This is a genomic window from Kluyvera genomosp. 2, from assembly GCF_036759865.1.
Classification (GTDB): domain Bacteria; phylum Pseudomonadota; class Gammaproteobacteria; order Enterobacterales; family Enterobacteriaceae; genus Kluyvera; species Kluyvera ascorbata_B.
In genome coordinates, this window is record NZ_JAPKIA010000008.1 from 66,660 (window position 1) to 88,445 (window position 21,786).

20 protein-coding genes are annotated in these 21,786 nt (G+C 56.6%); 7 read left to right on the forward strand and 13 right to left on the reverse strand.

Features of this window, described 5'->3' with window-relative positions:
- Positions 1–166: 166 nt before the first annotated feature.
- A complete protein-coding gene (locus tag V6942_RS10340; RefSeq protein WP_106929105.1) occupies positions 167–742 on the reverse strand; it encodes a helix-turn-helix domain-containing protein in 576 nt (191 codons plus the stop codon).
- A 130-nt stretch (positions 743–872) separates the two neighbouring features.
- Between V6942_RS10340 and V6942_RS10345 the strand changes: the two genes are divergently transcribed.
- Positions 873–2,039, forward strand: coding sequence for a benzoate/H(+) symporter BenE family transporter (locus V6942_RS10345; protein ID WP_106929107.1), 1,167 nt, complete (start codon positions 873–875; stop codon positions 2,037–2,039).
- Here the strand turns inward: V6942_RS10345 and V6942_RS10350 are convergent.
- Complete coding sequence (locus tag V6942_RS10350) at positions 2,016–2,891, reverse strand: helix-turn-helix domain-containing protein (RefSeq protein ID WP_333501219.1); 876 nt, start codon at positions 2,889–2,891, stop codon at positions 2,016–2,018. The genes V6942_RS10345 and V6942_RS10350 overlap by 24 nt on opposite strands.
- Before the next feature lie 185 nt (positions 2,892–3,076).
- Here V6942_RS10350 and V6942_RS10355 point away from each other — a divergent pair, with 185 nt between their 5' ends.
- Positions 3,077–3,976: a DMT family transporter gene (locus V6942_RS10355; protein ID WP_333501220.1), complete on the forward strand. Its 900-nt coding sequence runs from the start codon at positions 3,077–3,079 to the stop codon at positions 3,974–3,976.
- 209 nt (positions 3,977–4,185) lie between these two features.
- Here the strand turns inward: V6942_RS10355 and V6942_RS10360 are convergent, their stop codons facing one another.
- The 6 genes from V6942_RS10360 to V6942_RS10385 all read right to left on the reverse strand — a co-directional run bounded on the left by V6942_RS10360 (position 4,186) and on the right by V6942_RS10385 (position 8,942).
- Positions 4,186–4,854 carry a DUF3313 domain-containing protein gene (locus V6942_RS10360; protein WP_106929111.1) on the reverse strand — a complete coding sequence of 223 codons (669 nt, stop codon included), beginning with the start codon at positions 4,852–4,854 and terminating at the stop codon, positions 4,186–4,188.
- 146 nt (positions 4,855–5,000) lie between these two features.
- Positions 5,001–5,597 (reverse strand): tellurite resistance methyltransferase TehB, encoded by a 597-nt coding sequence (gene tehB, locus V6942_RS10365; RefSeq protein WP_106929113.1) that lies wholly within the window; start codon positions 5,595–5,597, stop codon positions 5,001–5,003.
- On the reverse strand, positions 5,597–6,598 hold the full coding sequence (gene tehA / locus V6942_RS10370; protein ID WP_106929114.1) for a dicarboxylate transporter/tellurite-resistance protein TehA: 1,002 nt from the start codon (positions 6,596–6,598) through the stop codon (positions 5,597–5,599). The genes tehB and tehA overlap by 1 nt, the downstream gene beginning before the upstream one ends.
- Before the next feature lie 58 nt (positions 6,599–6,656).
- Positions 6,657–7,286 carry a LysE family translocator gene (locus V6942_RS10375; protein ID WP_333501221.1) on the reverse strand — a complete coding sequence of 210 codons (630 nt, stop codon included), beginning with the start codon at positions 7,284–7,286 and terminating at the stop codon, positions 6,657–6,659.
- A 46-nt stretch (positions 7,287–7,332) separates the two neighbouring features.
- A complete protein-coding gene (locus V6942_RS10380; protein ID WP_106929118.1) occupies positions 7,333–7,962 on the reverse strand; it encodes a helix-turn-helix transcriptional regulator in 630 nt (209 codons plus the stop codon).
- The gene (locus V6942_RS10385) at positions 7,962–8,942 is read right to left on the reverse strand and encodes a threo-3-hydroxy-L-aspartate ammonia-lyase (protein WP_106929119.1); all 981 of its coding nucleotides are present in this window, start codon (positions 8,940–8,942) and stop codon (positions 7,962–7,964) included. The genes V6942_RS10380 and V6942_RS10385 overlap by 1 nt, the downstream gene beginning before the upstream one ends.
- A 124-nt stretch (positions 8,943–9,066) precedes the next feature.
- Between V6942_RS10385 and ydcK the strand changes: the two genes are divergently transcribed.
- Positions 9,067–10,047, forward strand: a complete 981-nt coding sequence (ydcK, locus tag V6942_RS10390; protein ID WP_106929121.1) for a YdcK family protein — start codon at positions 9,067–9,069, stop codon at positions 10,045–10,047.
- Here the strand turns inward: ydcK and rimL are convergent.
- From rimL to V6942_RS10410, 4 genes are all read right to left on the reverse strand, one after another.
- Positions 10,042–10,593 carry a 50S ribosomal protein L7/L12-serine acetyltransferase gene (rimL, locus tag V6942_RS10395; RefSeq protein ID WP_106929123.1) on the reverse strand — a complete coding sequence of 184 codons (552 nt, stop codon included), beginning with the start codon at positions 10,591–10,593 and terminating at the stop codon, positions 10,042–10,044. The two genes, ydcK and rimL, sit on opposite strands and share 6 nt — an antisense overlap.
- A 59-nt stretch (positions 10,594–10,652) precedes the next feature.
- A complete protein-coding gene (locus V6942_RS10400; RefSeq protein ID WP_106929124.1) occupies positions 10,653–12,308 on the reverse strand; it encodes a glucan biosynthesis protein D in 1,656 nt (551 codons plus the stop codon).
- A 115-nt stretch (positions 12,309–12,423) separates the two neighbouring features.
- On the reverse strand, positions 12,424–13,929 hold the full coding sequence (locus V6942_RS10405; RefSeq protein ID WP_106929126.1) for a carboxylesterase/lipase family protein: 1,506 nt from the start codon (positions 13,927–13,929) through the stop codon (positions 12,424–12,426).
- 44 nt (positions 13,930–13,973) lie between these two features.
- Complete coding sequence (locus V6942_RS10410; RefSeq protein ID WP_106929128.1) at positions 13,974–15,317, reverse strand: VOC family protein; 1,344 nt, start codon at positions 15,315–15,317, stop codon at positions 13,974–13,976.
- Positions 15,318–15,543: 226 nt separating this feature from the next.
- Between V6942_RS10410 and pcaH the strand changes: the two genes are divergently transcribed.
- From pcaH to V6942_RS10425, 3 genes are all read left to right on the forward strand, one after another.
- Entirely contained in the window at positions 15,544–16,284 is a 741-nt protein-coding gene (gene pcaH, locus V6942_RS10415; RefSeq protein ID WP_333501222.1) for a protocatechuate 3,4-dioxygenase subunit beta, read from the forward strand.
- Positions 16,281–16,901, forward strand: coding sequence for a protocatechuate 3,4-dioxygenase subunit alpha (pcaG, locus tag V6942_RS10420; RefSeq protein WP_333501223.1), 621 nt, complete (start codon positions 16,281–16,283; stop codon positions 16,899–16,901). Before pcaH ends, pcaG begins: the two co-directional genes overlap by 4 nt.
- Positions 16,902–17,111: 210 nt before the next feature.
- On the forward strand, positions 17,112–18,035 hold the full coding sequence (locus V6942_RS10425; RefSeq protein WP_333501224.1) for a LysR substrate-binding domain-containing protein: 924 nt from the start codon (positions 17,112–17,114) through the stop codon (positions 18,033–18,035).
- Positions 18,036–18,072: 37 nt separating this feature from the next.
- Here the strand turns inward: V6942_RS10425 and V6942_RS10430 are convergent, their stop codons facing one another.
- On the reverse strand, positions 18,073–18,972 hold the full coding sequence (locus V6942_RS10430; protein WP_182965289.1) for a lipopolysaccharide core biosynthesis protein RfaZ: 900 nt from the start codon (positions 18,970–18,972) through the stop codon (positions 18,073–18,075).
- A gap of 423 nt (positions 18,973–19,395) precedes the next feature.
- Here V6942_RS10430 and V6942_RS10435 point away from each other — a divergent pair, with 423 nt between their 5' ends.
- The gene (locus V6942_RS10435; protein WP_333501225.1) at positions 19,396–21,771 is read left to right on the forward strand and encodes a glucose/quinate/shikimate family membrane-bound PQQ-dependent dehydrogenase; all 2,376 of its coding nucleotides are present in this window, start codon (positions 19,396–19,398) and stop codon (positions 21,769–21,771) included.
- The last annotated feature ends 15 nt before the right edge of the window (positions 21,772–21,786 follow it).

Consider the following 21,786-nt stretch of genomic DNA (forward strand, 5'->3'; position numbering starts at 1 on the left):
GGCGGCTATTGTAGCCAGAAGCGGCGAGAGACGAAAACAGTTTCCACCGCTTCTGCGCCACCGTTAGCTTAATTTCGAAAACCGATTGCCAGAATTCTCAGTTCCGAAGCCGGGAGCAACGCGTTACAGTCGCTAGCGTGTTCGGGATTTCCTCGTAACGGCCACATCAGGATTGATTGTCGCGATTTGCCGCAGGGTTTCCTGCGGCTTTTTCTTTGGGATAGTGAATCAGCGAGTGAAAATGCACGGTCTGCTCTGCGCTGTTGCGATATGCATGCGCAAGATCGCCAGCGAACCGTAGCCCTTCCCCTGCCGACAGCGTGCGCCATTCGTCCATCACGTGCATATCCAAACGCCCTTCAATCACCACCACATGTTCAATCACCCCTTTTTCGTGCGGAGTCGATTCGCTCAGCGCGCCGGGTGCCAGCGTAATGGAAAAATGGTCAAAACACAGTTCCGGATCCCACGGAAACACCGGCGTGACCACCATCGCCTGCTGCTGAGGATCGAACGCCTGTTCAAGACCGGGCGACGGCGGCGTGATAAACACCGAGAACGGCACGTTCAGGCCCGTGGCAATTTTCCACAGCGTTGCCACCGTCGGGCTGGACTCATTACGTTCAATCTGCCCGAGCATTGCCTTGGAAACGCCCGTCTCTTCGGCGAGCTTAGACAGGCTCCATGCCCGCTGCTGACGCAGGTGTTTTAGCGTTGTCGCCAGGTGTTGTGCAATATTCATTCAGCCTCCATGTCGTTGCCTTTTCGCAGTATACCCCAGCCAGCGCGTGTTTTCGCCCGTCGCACGCCACTTGTGCGCTATAGCGCACAATGATACATTCAATGTACGTTATAACGCACAAAGGTCTACAATGCGATCCTATCTTATTCCTTTCCCCTCGCTGCTGGCGGGGTTTGTAGCCGTTCTGGTCGGCTATGCCAGCTCGGCGGCAATTATCTGGCAGGCCGCCGCTGCTGCGGGTGCAAGCCCGCAGCAAATTTCCGGCTGGATGACGGCGTTAGGGTTGGCCATGGGCCTCAGCACGCTGGTTCTGACGCTGTGGCGTAAAGTCCCTATTCTGACCGCGTGGTCAACGCCCGGCGCGGCGCTGCTGGTTGGTGGCCTGCAGGGCGCGACGCTCAACGAAGCCGTAGGCATTTTTATTTTCGCTAACGCGCTGATTGTCATCTGCGGCCTGACCGGCTGGTTCGCCCGTCTGATGAGGCTGATCCCGCATTCACTGGCCGCGGCGATGCTGGCGGGGATTTTATTGCGTTTCGGCCTTCAGGCGTTTGCCACCCTACAGGGGCAACTGCTGCTATGCGGCAGTATGCTGATGGGCTGGCTGCTGTGTAAAGCGCTGGCGCCACGCTATGCGGTGGTGGCCGCCATGGCCGTGGGGATCGCGGTGGCATGGCTTAAAGGTGACGTTGTCACGAAATCACTTAACCTGGCTTTCGTTGCACCTCAGTTTGTCACGCCTCATTTTTCACTCACCGCGTTACTGAGCGTAGGCATTCCCTTTTTCCTCGTCACGATGGCCTCGCAAAATGCGCCCGGCCTTGCCACGCTACAGGCGTCGGGCTATCGGGTGCCGGTCTCGCCGCTGATGGTGATCAGCGGCGCCTTTGGCCTGCTGCTGGCGCCGTTTGGCGTTTATTCGGTGTGCATTGCCGCCATTACCGCCGCCATTTGCCAAAGCCCGGATGCCCACCCCGATCCGCAAAAACGCTGGTTGGCCGCAGCGGCGGCAGGCGTGTTTTATCTTCTGGCAGGCATCTTCGGTGGTTCGATCACCGCGCTGATGGCAGCGCTTCCCGTCGCGTGGATTCAAATGCTGGCGGGGCTGGCGCTGCTCGGTACGTTGGGCGGAAGTCTGTTTCAGGCTCTGAATGCGGAACGTGAACGCGACGCCGCGCTGGTCACTTTCCTGGTGACCGCCAGCGGCATAACCCTCGCGGGTATCGGCTCCGCATTCTGGGGCTTAGTGCTGGGTGGGGTGAGCTTCGCGCTGTTAGCCAGCAAGGCTCGCGCGTAGCTGCGATGGCGTCACGCCGATTGCCGTTTTGAAACGGTTGCTGAAGTGGCTCGCGGAGCTAAAACCGCAGCGTAGCGCAATGTCGGTTAATGGCAATGCGCTATAGCGCACCATCTGCTGAGCCGTATCCATCCGCTGCTGCATCACGTACTGATGCGGCGCCAGGCCCACGGACTGACGGAACATGCGCGCAAAGTGATACTCGCTCAACGATGCCTGCGCGGCGAGGTCGGCCAGCGTTAACGGCTCGCTGAGATGCGCGTCAATATAATCCAGCGTATTTCGTAACACCCCCGGTGCCAGCCCACCGGTGACCGTCGGCAGACGCCACTGGACGTTGGCATAATTTTGTAGCAAATGGGTCAGCAGCAGCGTGCTGGCGCTGCTTAACGTCAGTTGATTCGCCGGCTGCTGCCAGTCACAGCCGAGCAAAAACTGGCGGTAGAGCAGCGTAATTTTCGGGTCATCGCCAAAGATTTGTTCATCCAGCGTCACGCTAGCCGGACTACGATCCCACACCTGCTCCCCAACGTGGCGCAGGTGTTCATCGGTGCAGTAAAGATGCACGAACGACAGATCGCCACGAATATCCCACGTCGATTCACTGTCCTCCGGCATCAGGCAAAAACGGTTAGGCCCGCCGCCGTTTTTCCAGCCGTGTGGCGTTTTCTGGTAGCTTTCATAGCCGTCGGCGACGTACAGGCTTAGGGTATGATGATCGCTTTGCACCGTCAGCGTATCGAGTTTGTTGTACCACGCGGCAAGCTGAATGCCGGAATTGAGCGCGACGGTTTCCCGCAGAATAGCTTTCTGACTCCGTAGTCTTTCAAACGTCGCGTAGGTGTGGGTCATTACGATTTCTGTCACGATTAACGATAGCCCTAGTCTAGGGGCTGTCGCGGGTGGATGCTACTTTTCTGCGCCGCTATACGGCAAAAAACCGCAAGAATATGCAAGTCATCCGCAACCTTCTGCAAGCGGCGACGACACGCGTGCGGCAGACTGGATCTCTGTCGCGATAACCGTTGTGAGGAAAAATGAACGCGCTGCTCTATGCTTTAGTTGTCGTTATTTGGGGTACCACCTGGATTGCCATCTTTTTACAGCAGGGTCCGGTGCCCGAAGCCGTCTCTATTTTCTGGCGCTTCGCCATCGCCAGCACCACCATGCTGACCATTCTGCTGTGCCTGCGCCGCCTGCGGCCGCTAGCGCTGCGTGACCACCTGTTCTGCATGGTACAAGGCTGCTGCGTATTTGGTTTTAACTTCCTCTGTTTTTACACCGCCGCGAAATGGATCAATACCGGTCTGGAATCGGTTATTTTCTCGATGGCGGTTCTGTTTAACGCGATTAATAGCTTTATTTTCTTCCGCCAGACGCCGCCCAAACGCTTTTACGCGGCGGCGCTGTTGGGGTTGGCCGGGATTGTGACGCTCTTCTGGGACGATCTGCAGGCCGTGGGGATGAGCAGTACGTTGCTGGCCGGTATTCTCCTCAGCGCGCTGGGCACCTACGGTTTCTCACTGGGCAATATGCTCAGTCTGCGTCACCAGCGCCGCGGGCTAGAGACGCTCACCACTAACGCCTGCGCGATGCTCTACGGCACGATAGTCATTGGCCTTGTCGCCCTGCTGCGCGGCGATGATTTCACACCGCAGTGGACCCTCAGCTATATGGGCGCGCTGTTCTATCTGGCGCTGTTCGGCTCGGTCATTGCCTTCGGCGTCTATTTCACGCTGGTTGGCCGCATCGGCGCCAGCAATGCCGCCTACAGTACCCTGCTGTTTCCGCTGGTTGCGCTGACGCTGTCAACGGTCTACGAAGGATACCAATGGCACGCAAACGCCGTCGTCGGGCTGGTGCTGATTCTGCTGGGCAATCTGGTGATGTTCGCCAAACCGCTGGCCTGGCGTCTGCCGTTTCTCAGCCGCGCCTAGTCCTTCACGCAATGTGCTGTGGAAAATAAATCAACCGTGCCGTTCGAGAGTAAAAGTCATGACGCGAACATGCTGACGGCACGATATTTTCTCTGACAGGGAAAATAAGCGGCCACAAAATCGGAATAATGTATTCATCAAAAATATAATACCATCATAAATAAAGGGGCTACCTTATCGGTGCCCCTTTATTCATGATGGGATATTTTTTATTTCTGCGACGGATCGAATTTCACCGCATCAATCGCCATATCATCAATCACCTGTTTCAGCGTATCCAGCGTCAGCTTCGCATCTGAGTTCGACAGGTCTTTGCCTTCCCCTTTACGCACCACTTTGATAACCGGTTTGTTGGTGGCCGCATCAATCAGTTCGCCTTCAAAATACAGGTTGGTGTTCATGGTGCGATGGCCGGTGGCCGCCTGCGTACCGGCAACGACCATCGCAATCGGGATCACCTCGTAGAACTGCAGCCCTTCTTTGCTGGAGTCAACAGCAGTAATCGCACCGCGGAAAATCAGGCTATGCGGACCGGCGGTGGTCGCCAGCGGCTTGCGCTCGCTGATGGCTTTTTTCAGCTCGGTATTGGTATAGGCCAGAATGTCGTTCAGCGCTTTTTCACCCACCTGCGTGGTCGGTTTCGGCACCGGATAATAGGTAACAGGGTTATAAACAACGTTCGCGTAGTTGGCCGGTTTGTAGTCCGGAGAGATCCAACGCAGCTCGGTTTTCCCGGACGCCGTTGTCGTTTGTTTGAGGCCAGAATAATCTTTCAAAAAGCCGGAATACTGCTCGGGCGTGGTGGTCTTAGATGCACAACCGGCAAGAGCCAGAACGCCGACAAGAACCGCCGCTTTAAAAAACGTTTGAGTACGCATGAGATAATCCCTGAGAAATGCACAGATGCCAGTAAGTTATAGCAAAGGAATCAGGAGATTGTCGCGACAAAAATAGAGGAGACACGCAATATTAATAAAAAGAATTCACCATATAACGGGCTCTTCGCCCGTTATATAAATACTAATTATGATTTCTTACGCGCCAGCAGGGTGGCAAAGCGCAATTTAATTCGATTACCCTGCTCGTCCGTACGGTGAAGCTCGCCAACGTCTTCGTTATATTTCAGCAGATCCCACCCCGCATAATATGCCTTCAACTCGCCGGCCTTAAACGCGAACGGGAAACCCACCGTGCACGGAAAATCATCGGTATCCATCGCCGCAACGATCAGGTTATAGCCCCCTGCAACGGTGCAGCGCTGCATGTTGGCAATCAGACGCGGGATCGTCCCCGGCTCAAGGAACATCATCACCACGGTAGACAAAATAAAGTCGTACGCGCCATCAAAGCTCAGCGTATTAAGGTCCTTGACCGCCGCCTGCAAAGAGGTCAGCCCTTCAGCCTCGCGAATCGACAACAGATTCTGGATGCTCATCGGGTTTTTATCCCACGCCGTTACGTCATAACCGTTCGCCGCCAGATAAAGACTGTTACGCCCGTTACCGCAGCCCAGATCGAGTGCCTTACCCGGCTTAACGATCGTCGCCGCATGCACGACATCGGAATGGGTACGGGTCAGGCCGTATTTTTCGGTGAAGTAGTTTTCATCACGCATGGTCATTAGTCATCCTTCGGTTTCATCAGTGTCGACGCAGCAGCTCGCGTCAAAAATTTACCCTGAAGCAGCAACAGCAGCGTTTTAATCAGCAGCAGGCCGATCACGATATTCGTGAAGATAAACAGCGGCAGCGCCAGGTAGTGGAAAAAGCCGGAGCCGCTGGCATGCCCGAGATGCAGCCCGGTAGAGGCCAGCGCGGAGATACCGAACGAGAAGCTCCAGAACGAGGCGTTAAACGCCTGGCGCAGATACCACGGCATCAAACGCAGCATAAACAGCAGCTGAAGCAGCCCATAGCCAAACAGCATTTTGGCGAACACGTCCGCGTGGCCGCCGTTGACGCTCAGCCATGCGTTACAGGCCACCAGCGCGGGGGCCAGCTGAATGCCGAGCGAAGTACGCAGCGGAATCGATAGCGCGCCGCCGCTACGCAGGCGCTGTACAATCGCGGGTTCCAGCGTTATCCAGGAAATCACCCCGGCCCCCAGGAACACCAGCCCGGCGTCGTTAAAGCCCAGAGCACCGCAGGCCATGGCGCTGATAAAGTTATTCGCCACCGTCGGCAGATACAGCCCCGGCGTGGTGGCGTCTGCCGGATGTTCGCCGCGCCACAGCCCGGCGGTTTGCCAGGCAGCATAGCTCAGTTGAAGCACAACCCCGATGATAAACAGCGCCAACGCCAGCGGCCGCAGCCACGGCGTTACGCCAATCGCGACCAGCATGGTGGTCGCCGGGAACAGGCTCACAAAGCTGCTGGCGATAGGATGGCGCATTTCCAGCCAGACGCTATACGGAAAGCGGACTGCGCGCACAATAAACGCCAGCGCCAGCAGCGCCCACATCACAATTGCCAGTATCACCAGCCCGTCGCCGATGGCGTGGCTCAGCGGCCAGATAGTGCTGGCGTAGCGCCAGGCGAAGCCCATCCCGATGGTGCCGAGAACCATGCCAAAATAGCCGGCGGGCAAATTCAGCACCTGGCGTTCGTCGTTTTTATTATGCATTTTGTTTATTTATTCAAATTTATTTAAGTTGCATTTTAAATGATTCTTTAGCGCGGCGCTAGCGTGAAAAAGAAGTATAGATAAGCTTCACGCCCAGCGGCCCCAAAATGGTCGCCGAGACCCTGTCTACCGCCCCTTTCATACGCAGATAAACACGACGCGGCTTCTCCGCCGACAGCAGCAGCGCCACCAGCGCGTACCAACCGGCGTCAATAACAAAGCTCATCAAGGGGATCAGGTAATAAAACACGGTAGGAATATGCGCGGGCAGCAGCGCAGTGAAAATTGAGGCAAAAACAATAGCCGTTTTCGGGTTGCTGAGCTGGGTGAACAGCCCATCGCGAAACGCGTTCCACAGTGAAATAGAGACCGTTTCTCCCCCCACGGCAATCGCCATCGGCTGACGTGCGCCGCGAAAAATTTTAATACCTATCCAGATAAGATAAGCACCGCCCGCCAGCTTCAGGCCGATAAACAGTTCCGGTACCGCATTCAGCACCTTTTGCAGCCCCAGCATCGCCATCAGCGCAAACGTCGCGGCTCCTGCCCCGGTGCCCAGCGCGGTCACCAGGCCGTGGGCGCGGGAGTGCACGACGGCCGTTCGCGCCACGTAGATAAAGCTGGGGCCGGGGCTCATTACCCCCATAATCAGCACGGCAGCAATGGCAAGCAGACTCGATAACAGCATATTTTCTCCTGAAGATGGACGTTAGCTAAGGTAAACGGTCTTTCCGTTATACGGCATTTTTCTGTCTTGCATAGAGATAAGCGGTAGCGCGCGAGATCCCAAGATGTTGGGCCACGGTGTCCATCGATTTACGTACTTCCAGCAGCCCTTCCTGACCCAGGGCCTGTATCAGCGCTTTGCGGTCGTCAACGCTCAGCGCTCGTGCGGTAGTCGCCCTTGTTGCCGCATAGCGGTCGATATAACGACGGATAGCCTCCAGGCCAGCAGGCTCAAGGTGCTCGACCAGGGGCGCGCTGGCCACTGCGGTAAACTGAGATAACGCGCTTTGCATACCGCGAAACAGCGTCATATCAACGTTAAGGCACAGTGCTGCGACGTATTCGCCATTGGCGTCTTTAATACCGATGGAGGTGCTTTTTACCGGGCGGCCATCGGCAAACTGATTGGCGTAATTCGCCACAATTTGCGGAAATTCCGCCGATGCAATGCGCGCCAGCCCCATTTCCGTGGCCGGCTGCCCTACCGTTCTGCCGGATAAATTGTTGTGTATCGCCAGAATGGCGTGATCCGGGTGCGTAAGGTCGTGAACCACCACCTCACAAAAGGGTGACAACGTTGCGCTCACCCCTTTCGCGATGTTATCGAGCTGCCGGAGCAGCGTATTATCATCCTGCATCAACTTTCCCTTTCACCGGCCAGAAAACGGGCATAGCGGTGGATATCCACATTACCGCCGCTGATAATCACACCGACCTTTTTGCCCCGCAGCGAGGATTTTCTTGCCCGCGCCGCGGCAAAGCCGAGGCATCCGGTCGGCTCGACGACCATTTTCATACGCTCGGCAAAAAACGTCATCGCCGCGATCAGCTCATCATCACTCACGGTCAGAATATCCTCCACCGTATGCTGGATAATGGGAAACGTGTAGTGGCCCAGATGCTGAGTCTGTGCACCGTCGGCGATGGTTTTCGGCGTCTCAATGTGGACAATTTGACCGCTGCGCAGCGACTGCTGCCCATCATTGCCCGCCTCGGGCTCAACGCCGTAGATAGCGCACCGCGGCGAAAGATGCCGCGCGGCCAGCGCCGAACCCGACAGCAAACCGCCGCCGCCCAGGCACACAAACAGCGCGTCCAGCGGCCCCACGTCCTCAATCAGCTCTTTCGCCGCCGTGCCCTGACCGGCGATCACCTGCGGATGATCGTAAGGCGGAATCAGCGTCAGCCCCTCTTTTTGCGCCAGCTCACGGCCAATCTGCTCCCGGTCTTCGGTATAGCGATCGTAGGTCACAACGCGGCCACCGTAACCTTTAGTGGCCGCCACCTTGGCCGCCGGGGCATCGAGCGGCATGATGATCGTTGCCGGAATCGACAGCAGCTTAGCCGCCAGCGCCACCGCCTGCGCATGGTTGCCAGAGGAAAAAGCCACGACGCCAGCGGCGCGCTGCTCGGGCGTAAACTGCAACAGCGCGTTCATCGCGCCGCGAAACTTAAACGCCCCCATACGCTGAAAATTCTCGCACTTGAAATACACTTCGGCACCAAAATCAGCGTTGACGGTGCGCGAGGTCATCACCGGCGTACGGTGAGCATAGTTGGCAATACGTTCCGCCGCGGCGGCGACATCGCCATAGTCTGGTAATTTTCGTTCTGTCATTTTTTCACCACTAATACATTTAGTGTTAATTAATATTTTTTGTATTATTCGTTATACGCCTCATCCCCGCTTATGCCCAGCGTAATTTGCTACATTTAAGGTATCCGCCAGGTCAGAGGCCACCATGAAAAAGTACCGTCTCAGTGAGAATTCCCGTCGCGTGCAAATTGGCGAGCCTGGTGCTCGGGAGAGCGTACAGGTGTGGCAAATCATTGCCCTGCGTGATTTTGCCGATGTCGCCGCCGGCAGCCTGGGGGGGTGGATTGCGGATGAGCAGGCGTTAAGTCACGAAGGCGATTGCTGGATTTACGATGAAAATAGCCTCGTTTATGCGGGCGCAACCGTCGCCGGCAACGCGCGGCTGACGCAGATCTGCGAAGTCAGCCATCAGGCAGCCATTGGCGGCAACGTACGGGTATGTGCCAGTCGTATCAGCCACGGCGCGCGGCTGAGCGAGAACGTCATCGTTAAAGGGGCCAGGGTTCACGGCCACTGCCATCTGTTTGGCAGTGCCTACATAGGCGAACAGTGCCAGATTGTCGGCGCGAAGGGCCTGACCGCTGACAGCGATCTGCCGCTGCAAATCTACGATCGCGCCCGTTTAACCGACTGCCGGGTTGTGCACCAGGCGCAAATCTACGGTGATGCGTCGCTGTGTCACGCCTTTATCGAACACCGGGCAGAGATCTATGACCGCGCACGGTTAGAGGGCAATGAGGCGAACAACATCTGGGTGTGCGACTGCGCCAGGGTTTACGGCAACGCGCGTATCATCGCCGGACACGGTGAGGATGCGATCCCCACTCTTCGCTACAGTGCGCAGGTGGCAGAAAACGCGGTCATCGAGGGCAACTGCGTGCTGAAGCATCATGTCAGGGTCGGCGGAAATGCCCGGCTCCGCGGCGGGCCGATTCTGCTGGACGATCACGTCGTGATTCAGGGCGACGCGCGTATCGAGGGCGATGTGCTGATCGAGTATCACATTGATATTGGCGACAGCGTGGTGGTAGAAGCGCTGCCGGGTGAGGCCATCCACCTGCGCGGGCGTAAAGCGATTAGCGGCGCGCAGCGTATCACCCGCACCCCGCTGTTCGGTGCGCTATAAATCAGACTGTTCGATAATTCGCGCGTAGAGGTTTTGATCGTAGAAGACATCGTTAAGAAACTCGGCCTGACGTAAACATCCTTCCAGCTGGAAACCGTTACGCTGTGCCACCTGATTGCTGCGCAGATTATCAACCCGGCATTTGATCACGAAGCGGCGGATTTCGCCGCGGTCCACGTAATAGCGAATAAACGCCTGTAACGACGCCGACAGAATCCCCTTACCCTGCGCGGCTTCATCGAGCCAGTAGCCGATATACCCGGTCTTATTCGACGGTTCAATCTGGTTAAATGACAGCACGCCCGCCATTTTGCCGTCGACAAAAATCAGAAACATTTTCGCGATGCCGCGCTGGTGCAGCATCATATTGCCCTGCACGTTCTGGCGGGTGTCCTGCTCGCTGTTCACAAACTGCGGCCAGTTCAGCGTCTGCTGCAGCCAGTCACGGTTGCGCAGCACCATCTGGTGAAGATCGGTAATATGGCCTTCATTAACGGCCTGAAGGGTGATGGCGTCCGATACCACGATCGTTTCAACGCGGGTCATGTTAGGTTCTCACTCGGGAAGAAAACCCGGCCAGGCAAAGCTCGGCCGGGCCAGGGGCGTTATTTCATAATGCGGTCGTCAACGTACTGACGCTTATCTGGCGCTGGCGGGAAGTACTGATACAGCCAGGTTTCGCTGATCGCTTCGCCGCGGCAGCGCAGGAACAGGCGCATATCCACCGGTTCGGTTGAATCGGAAGTCGGGTACCAGTCGAACAGAATCCGGTAACCGTCAAACGGTTCTACGTACAGGATTTCAACCTGTTTCGCCTCACCGCTGGACAGCGTGATCACCGGTTCAATCCCCTTCGGCGCGGCGGCTTTCAAATCACCGCCGACGAAATCAATGGCGAAACGACGGGACCATTTGTCCGGGTAGTGTTCCCCCGGCGCCCAACCTTCCGGGAAGCTGCCCATCCCGGTACGCGTGGCCAGCACGCGCGCCAGCGGCGAACGAACCGGCGGCATCGCGCTCCAGTACAGGCGATAGCTAAAGTTGAGCTGGTCGCCCGCCTTCATCGGCTTTTCCGGCTGCCAGAAGCAGACGATGTTATCCAGCGTTTCGCCGGTAGTCGGAATTTCCATCAGACTGACGGCCCCTTTTCCCCACTGATTGCGCGGCTCAACCCACAGACTCGGGCGTTTGTTGTACCAGCCCATGACATCCTGATAGTGGGTAAAGTCGCGATCCAGCTGCAGCAGACCAAAACCTTTCGGGTTTTTGTCCTGATAGGCGTTGAACTGCAGCTTCTGTGGGTTATTCAACGGACGGCAGATCCACTCGCCGTTGCCCAACCACATCGCCAGACGGTCGGAGTCATGAATCTGTGGGTGGATGGTGTCACAGACGCGGCGCTCGTTATTACCGCAGCTGAACATACTGGTCATCGGCGCGATACCTAACTGTTTGATATCTTTTCGCGCATAGAGGTGGTTTTCCACGTCCATGATCACCTGCGCCTTCTCGCAGTGCACGACGAATTTATACGCGCCGGTGATGCTGGCGCTGTCGAGCAGCGCATAGACGGTGAAGGTGGTATCGCCCGGTTTCGCGGTTTCAAACCAGAAGGAGGTAAAGTCAGGGAACTCTTCCAGCGAATCCGTGTAGGTGTCGATTGCCAGACCACGCGCGGAAAGACCGTACTGATAGGTGCTGTCTACGGCGCGGAAATAGCTTGCCCCCAGGAAAGCGACGATATCGCGGCGCGCCAGCTCCGGCGCTTTAAACACGCGGAACCCGGCAAAGCCGAGATCGGTTTGCCCTTCCAGCTGTTTCGTGTCGACACCGGCGTCGTGATACTGGAACAGCTCAGGGCGGAAATGAATTTCACGCGCCTGCTGGCTGGCCGGATCGAGTGAGAACATGCGCACGCGACGACGGAAACCCATTCCAACGTGGAAGAACTGGATATCCAGCTGGCGATCGTTGACGTTATTCCACAGAGAGTGCTGCGCATCGTACTGAATGCTGTTGTAAGCCTGCGGCGTCAGGTTGGCCAGGGTTTCCGGCAGCGCGCGCGGCGCGCCAACCCAGGGCTGACGGGAAAGATCGTGGGCCATCGATTGCAGCACGCCGAAATCAAAGCGACGCGTCTGGCCGTCGGCAATATCGGACTCCTGCGCCAGCGCGGCCTGAGAGAAAAGCGATGCAAAACCGGAAGTACCGCACACGGCGGCAACAGCCATTGAAGATTTGAGAAAGTGTCTGCGGTTCATGCCTGGCAAAGCGTCCTTTTTATCATCGGAATGCAGCAAAAAAATGCGCGTGTTAACTGCCGCCCACTCTAGACAAAATTCACTGATAATCCAATTGGTCAGGCAATAAAATCTGCTAATCCAGGTTCACATGGTGTTTCATTACGCGTTTGAACAGCGCCAGTCGCGCGCGCATAAAGCGGTTTTCAACGCGAAATCCGGCGCGCTTATGCAGCCCAATGCGCAACAGGCGATCCCGGCCGCGCACCGCTGCAGGCCAACGTACCGGCCCCGCCAGCACAACGTGCGCGGCGCTGGCTTCACGCGCGAAGCGTACCCAGTAGTCGGCAACCTGCGCGGCGAAGGCCAGATCGTCTTGCGTGGCATAGTCACAGGAGGGGGAAATGTGCCCTAACGTATCAAACACGTAAGGCACCTCGTTACCATGCCAGGCGCCGTGGGGATAAGTGGCGTGTTCAGCCTCGGCAACATAGTCAAACCAGTAGCGCCAGCACGGTTGATTAATCCGCTGCTGCGCCTGCATCACAACGTAACCCAGGGTGGTAAAGGCCATGTCCCGGCACACCTCACGGCCTAGGGCTTCATCCGCCTTCACGCCCGGATACAGTAGCCGAATCAATCCCAGCCCCAGGCGGCGCTCGCGGCGTAGTTTTTGGATTTCACCGGCAAGATCGACGCCGAACACCGCCATAACGCTGGCTTCATCGCTATTGGAGCCAACCAGTACCGGCATCGCGTGCTGTTTACCGGCGAAGAACACGTCAAGCATCGGCTGCGGCAGCACCGCATCGCCCGCAATGGGCGCGGGGCCGGTGGTATGCGGCGCGGCTAGCGGCCAGAACGCCTCGGCGGGAATTTCACGCAGTCTGTCGGCGGACGCATTGGCGAGATTAAAATGTTCCGCCAGCCTTTCACCGCGAGCCAATGCGGCTTCACGCGGCACATCCGGCAACGTGTAGCCGCTCTGAATGATGGCTTTATGGAAGAGCCCTTCAGCTTTGGGTGAGGTCATCAGCGATAGCACGCTGCGGGCGCCAGCGGATTCGCCGAATAACGTGACGTTGTCACCGTCACCGCCGAACGCGGCGATATTCTCCTGTACCCAGCGCAGCGCGGCGATTTGATCGAGCAGGCCAAAATTATACAGCCGCTCGCCGTCTTCGCCTTCCAGCGCCGGATGCGCAAAAAAGCCCAGATGCCCAAGCCGGTAATTCAGGGTCACCACCACCGCGCCGCGTCTGGACAGCGCTTTACCGTCGTATGGCGGCAGCCCGCCAGAACCGATGGTAAATCCGCCGCCGTGCAGCCAGACCATCACCGGCAGCGGGCCGGAACGTTCTACGGGTGCCCAAACGTTGAGATAGAGACAATCTTCCGAGAAACGCCCCGGATCGCCGCCCCCCAGTTCCTGGCAGTATTCCCCATTTTGCCAACTGGCGGCAGAAAAAGTCTCGGCCGGGCGAACGCCCTGCCACGGCGCAACCGGCCGGGGCGCTCGCCAGCGAAGCGCCCCCACGGGCGGCGCGGCATAGGGAATACCGCACCACACATGAATATCGTCATCCACTCGTCCTGATAGCCATCCTTGACGGGTCTCTACGCGCGTTGCGGCATTCTGCATCGGTGTTCATCCTTTTTACATTATTCCTTTGCAGATTAACCGTTTCAGAGCAAACCGCAACGCCGTTTGCTGCGCATCTCCGCCTCTTCGTACAGGCTGAACTCGTTAAGTACCGGCCTTCCCAGCGCCGTTTCAAAGGCGCCGCGGCTGGCGTTGCCATGGCTGTGCGTCTGCGATTCACCGCCGAGATTGGACTGGAAAATACCGGCGGCGCTGACCGGCAGAAAATCTTCATAGGTGATGGGCTGTGCGATAACCCAGCCGCGTTCAATAAACGGCTGCGGATCGTCGCCGGGACGAATGGCCTGGCGATGCGCATCGCCGCTGGGGGTCAGACGATAGCGGAACCAGGCCAGCCCCTGCTGGCGCAGCAGAAATTCGCTGTCCGGGAACGCTTTGAATACGGCCTGTAGATGCTGCTGATGGCTAAGGTTGTCTTTTCCCACACCCGCCTCGCTCAACAGCCGGTCGTACAATGCCCGTCCCTTAGGTGTCAGCGCCACGCCGCGTTGCTCTATTTCCCCAAAGCGCGCCGTGTGCGTGCCGCTGGCGTCACCGGCGAAGGAAACGGGTTCTTCCAGGGCTTTAAAGCTGGTCTGGCGCAGCAGCAGCGGCACCGCGCGACGCGGCGGCCCTTCGATCACCGCTTTCGGTTCGATGCCGTATTTCGCCATCAGCGACTGTACCTGGTCAATATCCAGGGTACGCGGCGTCAGATGGTTAATATGACAGCCGGGAAAACACACCACATCGGCAATCAGCCGATGCTGTTGATGCAGCGCCTGATACGTTTCTTTATCGACCGTCGTGTGGTGATGCCAGCGAAAGGTTTCCAGCGCTTCACGGACAAATTCCTGCCCCTGTGCCGGGGTCAAGCCACCCTGCTCGTCGTGAAGGGCCATCAGCGCCCGACAGCGCGGCGTGAAGATATCGCGTCGGGCAAGAATACGCGCCGCTTTGTCACGCAGCGCCGGGTCGTCAATCAACTCCAAACGCAGCAGCGAGGTAAAAATACGAAAAGGATTACGCTGGAGCGCCGCGTCATCAACCGGACGAAAAGCGGTGGAGTGCACCGGCACGCCCGCCACGGAAAGATCGTAATACCCCACCGGGTACATCCCCATGATGGCAAACATGCGGCACAGCGTCGCCAGCTCTTGCGCCGTTCCCACCCTGATAGCCCCGTGACGCTCCACGTTCAGGCGCGCCAGTTCATCGGCGTTGGCCAGCTGTTCATGTAAGCGCGGATTATTTTCCAGCACCGCCAGATTTACGTCAGCAACAAGCGCTAACAAAGTGCCATATTGCGGGACTTCCTGCTGGTACATTGCCGACATTGCTTGCGAAAAATCTTCCCGAATATCATCTGCTGAAAGGGTATGCGCCATGTTATCTCGCCTCCTGTGACTCTATTTGCAGTGTAGGTAAGCGCATAACGCCGTGCGGTAAGAATTTACAAAGTGTGATCCCGGCGACTGCATAAATTCCACCGTTAACTCTGGCGTTGCCATAACCAGAGGTTATTTAAAACACACCTTAAATTCACTATTAATTAACAATGCATTTACACACACTGAGTGCGGCAATAATAAAATACCCTACACGGAGCCACCTATGAGCACAAAATGGTCACCGCAAGAAGTGATTCATCGTGATTACAACAATCACCCGCCGGCCTATGCGCCAGGCTATAAAACCAGCGTATTGCGTTCACCGCGTAACGCGCTTATTTCCCTGCAAAATTCGCTGTCAGAAATCACCGGCCCGGTCTTTTCTCAGCAGGATATAGGCCCGTTGGATAACGACCTGATCCTCAACTACGCCAAAGATGGCTTGCCGATCGGCGAGCGTATTATCGTGCACGGCTATGTCCGCGACGGCTTTGGTCGCCCGCTGAAAAATACGCTGGTTGAAGTGTGGCAGGCCAACGCCGGCGGACGCTATCGGCATAAGAAAGATCAGTATCTGGCGCCGATTGATCCAAATTTTGGCGGCTGCGGGCGCGTGTTGACCGATGAAAATGGCTACTACTTCTTCCGCACCATCAAGCCGGGCCCGTACCCGTGGCGTAATCAGGTCAGCGACTGGCGTCCTTCACATATTCACTTTTCGATCTTCGGCGAGGCGTACGCCCAGCGACTGATCACGCAGATGTACTTTGAAGGCGACCCGCTCATCAAGCAGTGCCCCATCGTCAAAACCATTAACAACGATGACGCCGTACGCACGCTGATTGCTGAACTTGATACCCATGCCGCCGTGCCGCTCGACTGCCTGGCGTACCGTTTTGATCTGGTGCTACGCGGCCAGCGCGCCACGCTGTTTGAGAATCGTACCCAGGGGGCTGCACGATGAAAGACTATTTACCGGAAACCGCTTCGCAAACCGCCGGGCCATACGTTCATATTGGCCTTGCGCCGGACGCTGCCGGCTTTCATATTTTCGAGAAAAACTTTGGTCCCACGCTGACCAACAGCCACACGCCGGGCGAACGCATTGCCATTGAAGGACGCGTCTTCGACGGCTCAGGCACCCCGGTGCGCGACGTGCTGATTGAGATCTGGCAGGCCAACGCCAACGGGCGTTATAACCATGTCGCCGACCATCAGGAAGGCAAAGCGCTGGACGCCGATTTTCGCGGCTGGGGCCGCGCCTGCTCCAATTTTGACAGCGGCGTCTGGCGTTTTGACACCATCAAGCCGGGTCAGGCGGTCGGCCGCGATGGACGCATGATGGCACCGCACGTCAATCTGTGGATCGTGGCGCGCGGCATTAACATTGGCCTGAATACGCGCATGTACTTCTCTGACGAACAAGAAGCGAACGCCAGCGATCCGGTGCTCAACCTGATCGAATGGGAGGTTCGCCGTCAGACCTTGATTGGCCGAAAAGAGATCCGTGGCAACGAAACGGTCTATCACTTTGATATTTATCTGCAGGGTGAAAAAGAAACCGTCTTCTTTGACGTCTGATGGCGGAGCCCTTCGCCGCGATTGCGCGCGGGTGAGCAATAGGCCGACACGATCGCACCCGGCGAGGATCGCCACGCCGGGTTTCCTTTCTTCCTGCAACAAAACGCTTGTCTGTTAAACCGCACAAATGTTAATAATAATTTGCTAGCAAGTTATCAAAATTAAACAACATTACTTGTCACCCATGCTGCTCTGTTTTAAACATCGCTTATGGAAAAAAATGCTCTCTTTAGTCAGCGCATTCGTCTGCGCCATCTGCACACTTTCGTGGCCGTCGCCCAGCAAGGAACATTGGGGCGAGCGGCTGAAACCCTTAATCTTAGCCAGCCTGCGCTTTCTAAGACCTTAAATGAACTCGAACAGCTTACCGGTACCCGCCTGTTTGAACGCGGCCGCCTCGGCGCGCAGCTGACCTTAGTGGGCGAACAATTTCTGACCCATGCGGTGAAAGTGCTCGACGCGCTGAACACCGCCGGACAGGCGCTGGTACGTAAAGAAGGTGTTAATAATGATGTGGTGCGCATTGGCGCGCTACCCACTGCGGCTCTGGGCGTGCTGCCTGCGGTAATCGGCCCATTTCACCAGCAGCAAAAAGACGTCACGCTGCAGGTGGCGACCATGAACAACACCATGCTGCTGGCGGCGCTGAAGTCCGGCGATATTGACCTCGGCATTGGCCGTATGTCCGATCCTGAACTGATGACCGGGCTGAACTACGAACTGCTGTTTCTTGAATCGCTGAAGCTGGTGGTTCGCCCGGATCATCCGATTTTGCATGAAAACATCACCCTGAGTCGGGTGCTGGAGTGGCCGGTCGTTGTGTCACCTAAAGGCACCGTGCCGCGCCAGAACGCCGAGACCCTGCTACAAAGCCAGGGCTGCAAAATGCCTGCTGGCTGTATTGAAACGCTGTCTGCATCGCTGTCCCGCCAGCTCACGGTTGACTACAACTACATCTGGTTTGTTCCTTCGGGTGCGGTAAAAGACGACCTGCGACGCGGTTCGCTCACCGCCTTGCCGATTGCGACCCAGGGCCAGGGCGAGCCCATTGGCATTCTGACCCGCGTAGATACGCCGCTTTCCTCCGGCGCACAGACGCTGCTGAGCGCGGTGCGAAAGGCCGTTCCCTCCTGATCGGCCTCCGCTGGCCTGCTCCCGGCAGGCCACGCGCTCAGCGTCTCTTTATCACCGTTTCCCAGGATTGTCGGGGAAAAACCGTCACCGCGCTCTCCGTCGATAAATTCACTACATTAATATCATGTTTATCACAATAGGAATGTGCGGCAGTAAAAGCCCGGGTTATTTTATCAAAATCGCGCTGCAGGCGCGTTGATAATATATTATCAGCCTGCTCATAAAAACGAGGCGAATGAAAACTGTTCATATCCAGCCCGGCAAAATAAATATGCTTATAGCCTAAGGCGCAGGCTATTTGTAGCGCGGGATAAGCGACCGTACCATAATCAAATACCGCACGAGATAAATGAGCAGAGAATCCTGTTTCATTAAACCAGTGATATTCGCCATCGTTCGGTTCTACCGGGTAGGCCTTCCCCAGAAAGGTTTCACACATTGCATTGGTGATCGTTTCAATAATTTTAAACTGACAGCGAATGCGCGAAGGCGGAATCAACGAGCAGATAGCCTCCAGACATTTACACGGGCAGAACAACACCAGATCGGACACGCCAACAATTTCCCTAATAAAATCAAGTTTATTGATAATGAAACTGCGATCGATAATCACATACCAACGAAAGTTTATCGGCGTCAGGGCACAGGCGCCGTTAACGCCCATATAGTCGAAATAATCATCATAAAACTCCCCCCGGATACGATTGACCGACGGCCCGGAGGCCATAATCAGCAGTGGTTTATTTCTGGCTCGCGCCTCAATATCAATGTGGTTCAATCGACTATTTTTAAAATAAACGTTTTGAATCATTCCGCAGGGCTTACGCTGGACTTTAAAATAGGGCCAAAGATTTTTATTGTGATCGTATTTTTCAGAATGCGTCAGTCGGTAAAATGTTTTACAGACCCATCTGGAAAAAATATTTATCCCGCTCATATCATTCACACCATGAATATTATTAAATTATTTTTCATCCGGCGGGATTAATAATATTTACACATTTTTATTTCTACGTTTTGAATGCGGCGATTGGGTTCATAGACGGACTTTTCTGCACAACGCTTTTCGCGGCCCGTGTCTGTGGGGTAGACAATATCCGCTTGGTCGTCTGCGGTCGTGCGCATCACCGAACCAAGACCAATACGCAAATAATGCGAAATCTTTTATTAACAATTGCGCAATGCATTTTAACAGATCTATCATAGCCACCAGTTAACCAAATGGTTCACAACTGATTTCACCTGTGAACTAAAACCCTCACTTAGAAACAAGTATTCGCTTCATTCAAAATGAAAACACGGAACTCATACCCCATGTGGTTCAGCCGTGTGCAATATCTGCTGTCGTAAGGAGAACAGTATGTCTACTGGCAACGTGCCGCGAGGATTCCCGCGAATCCTGCAGTGGCTTCTTATTGGGCTGATGGCGATCGTCGGTCTGGCAATCGGCGCGCTGGGGGCGAAACTCGCCGCCGTGGGTGGCTCGGTCTTCTTTGCCCTGATGGGGCTGGTCATGCTCGTCAGCGCTGTGCTGATCGCGCGCCAGCGCCGCGCCGGGATTATGCTTTACGCACTGGCGTTTATCGTGGCAATTATCTGGTCAATTGGCGATGCGGGCTGGGATTTCTGGCCGCTGTTTTCCCGCCTCTTTACCTTTGGCGTACTGGCGCTGCTTTGCGCGCTGGTGTGGCCGTTTATGGCCACGACGGCACCTGCACGTAAAGGGCCCGCGTTTGGCCTGGCGGCCGTGCTCGCCGTTGCCCTGCTGGCAAGCGTAGGCGGTATGTTCAAACCGCAGACGCTGGTATCCGCCACCGAGGCGGTACCGGTGAAACCGGTGGCAGCGGGTGAAGCGCAGAAAAACTGGGCACACTGGGGCAATACCACTCACGGCGATCGTTTTGCTGCGTTGGATCAGATTAACAAGCAAAACGTTAATCAACTGAAGGTAGCCTGGACGGCCCATACCGGCGATATTCCGCTAAGCAACGGTTCCGGCGCGGAAGATCAGAATACGCCGCTGCAAATCGGCGATACGCTATTCGTCTGCACGCCGTACAGCAAGGTACTGGCGCTGGACGTCGATAGCGGTAAAGAAAAGTGGCGCTATGATGCGAAAGCCACCGCGCCGAACTGGCAGCGCTGCCGTGGACTGGGTTACTTTGAAGACACGACCGCACTCACCTCACCTCAGTCTTCTGCGCAACCCGCCGCCTGTCAACGCCGCTTGTTCCTGCCGACCACCGATGCCAGGCTGATCGCCATCAACGCCGATAACGGCCAGCTGTGCGAAGACTTCGGCGACCACGGCACCGTGGACCTGAGCGTCGGGATGGGTGAAATCAAACCGGGCTACTACCAGCAAACCTCGACGCCGCTGGTGGCGGGAAATGTGGTGGTGGTTGGCGGCCGCGTTGCCGACAACTTCTCTACCGGTGAACCGCCGGGCGTCGTACGCGCTTATGATGTACGCACCGGCAAACTGGCGTGGGCGTGGGATCCGGGCAACCCGAATCTGACCGGCCTGCCGCCGGAAGGCCAAACCTACACGCGCGGGACGCCGAACGTTTGGTCCGCGATGTCCTATGACGCGAAGCTAAACCTGGTGTATCTGCCCACCGGTAATGCGACGCCGGACTTCTGGGCAGGTGAACGTACCGCGCTGGACGATAAGTACAGCTCGTCAATCGTTGCCGTTGATGCCACGACCGGTAAAGTTCGCTGGCACTACCAGACAACTCACCACGATCTGTGGGACTTCGACCTGCCGTCTCAGCCGCTGCTGTACGACCTGCCGAACAGCAAAGGTGGTACTACGCCGGTACTGGTGCAAACCAGCAAACAGGGCATGATCTTTATGCTCAACCGAGAAACCGGCGAACCGGTCGCGAAAGTCGAAGAGCGCCCGGTACCGGCAGGCAATGTGCAGGGAGAGCGTTACTCGCCCACCCAACCGTACTCTGTGGGTATGCCGATGATCGGTAATGACACGTTGAAAGAGTCCGATATGTGGGGCGCTACCCCGGTCGATCTGCTGCTGTGCCGCATCCAGTTTAAAGAAATGCGCCATCAGGGCATCTTCACCCCGCCGGGCGTTGACCGCTCGCTGCAGTATCCGGGATCCCTCGGCGGTATGAACTGGGGCAGCGTATCGGTTGATCCAAACAATAGTCTGATGTTCGTCAACGATATGCGCCTGGGTCTGGCAAACTATATGGTGCCGCGCGCCAACGTTGCTAAAGACGCCAGCGGGATTGAGATGGGGATTGTGCCTATGGATGGCACGCCATACGGTGCGATGCGCGAACGTTTCCTGTCACCGCTGGGGATCCCATGCCAGAAACCACCATTTGGCACCCTGTCCGCGGTGGACCTGAAGTCCGGTAAGATTGTCTGGCAGGTTCCAGTGGGGACCGTAGAGGACACCGGCCCGCTGGGTATTCGTATGCACATGCCAATCCCCATTGGCATGCCGACGCTGGGCGCCTCGCTGTCGACACAGTCTGGTCTGCTGTTCTTCGCCGGTACCCAGGATTTCTACCTGCGCGCGTTTGATACCGCAACCGGGAAAGAAATCTGGAAAGATCGTCTGCCGGTGGGGAGCCAGTCCGGCCCGATGACCTACGTGTCGCCGAAAACCGGTAAGCAGTACATCGTGATTAACGCCGGGGGCGCTCGTCAGTCGCCGGATCGCGGTGACTATATCATTGCTTACGCCCTGCCGGATTCACAATAATCCACAGCCCCGTAG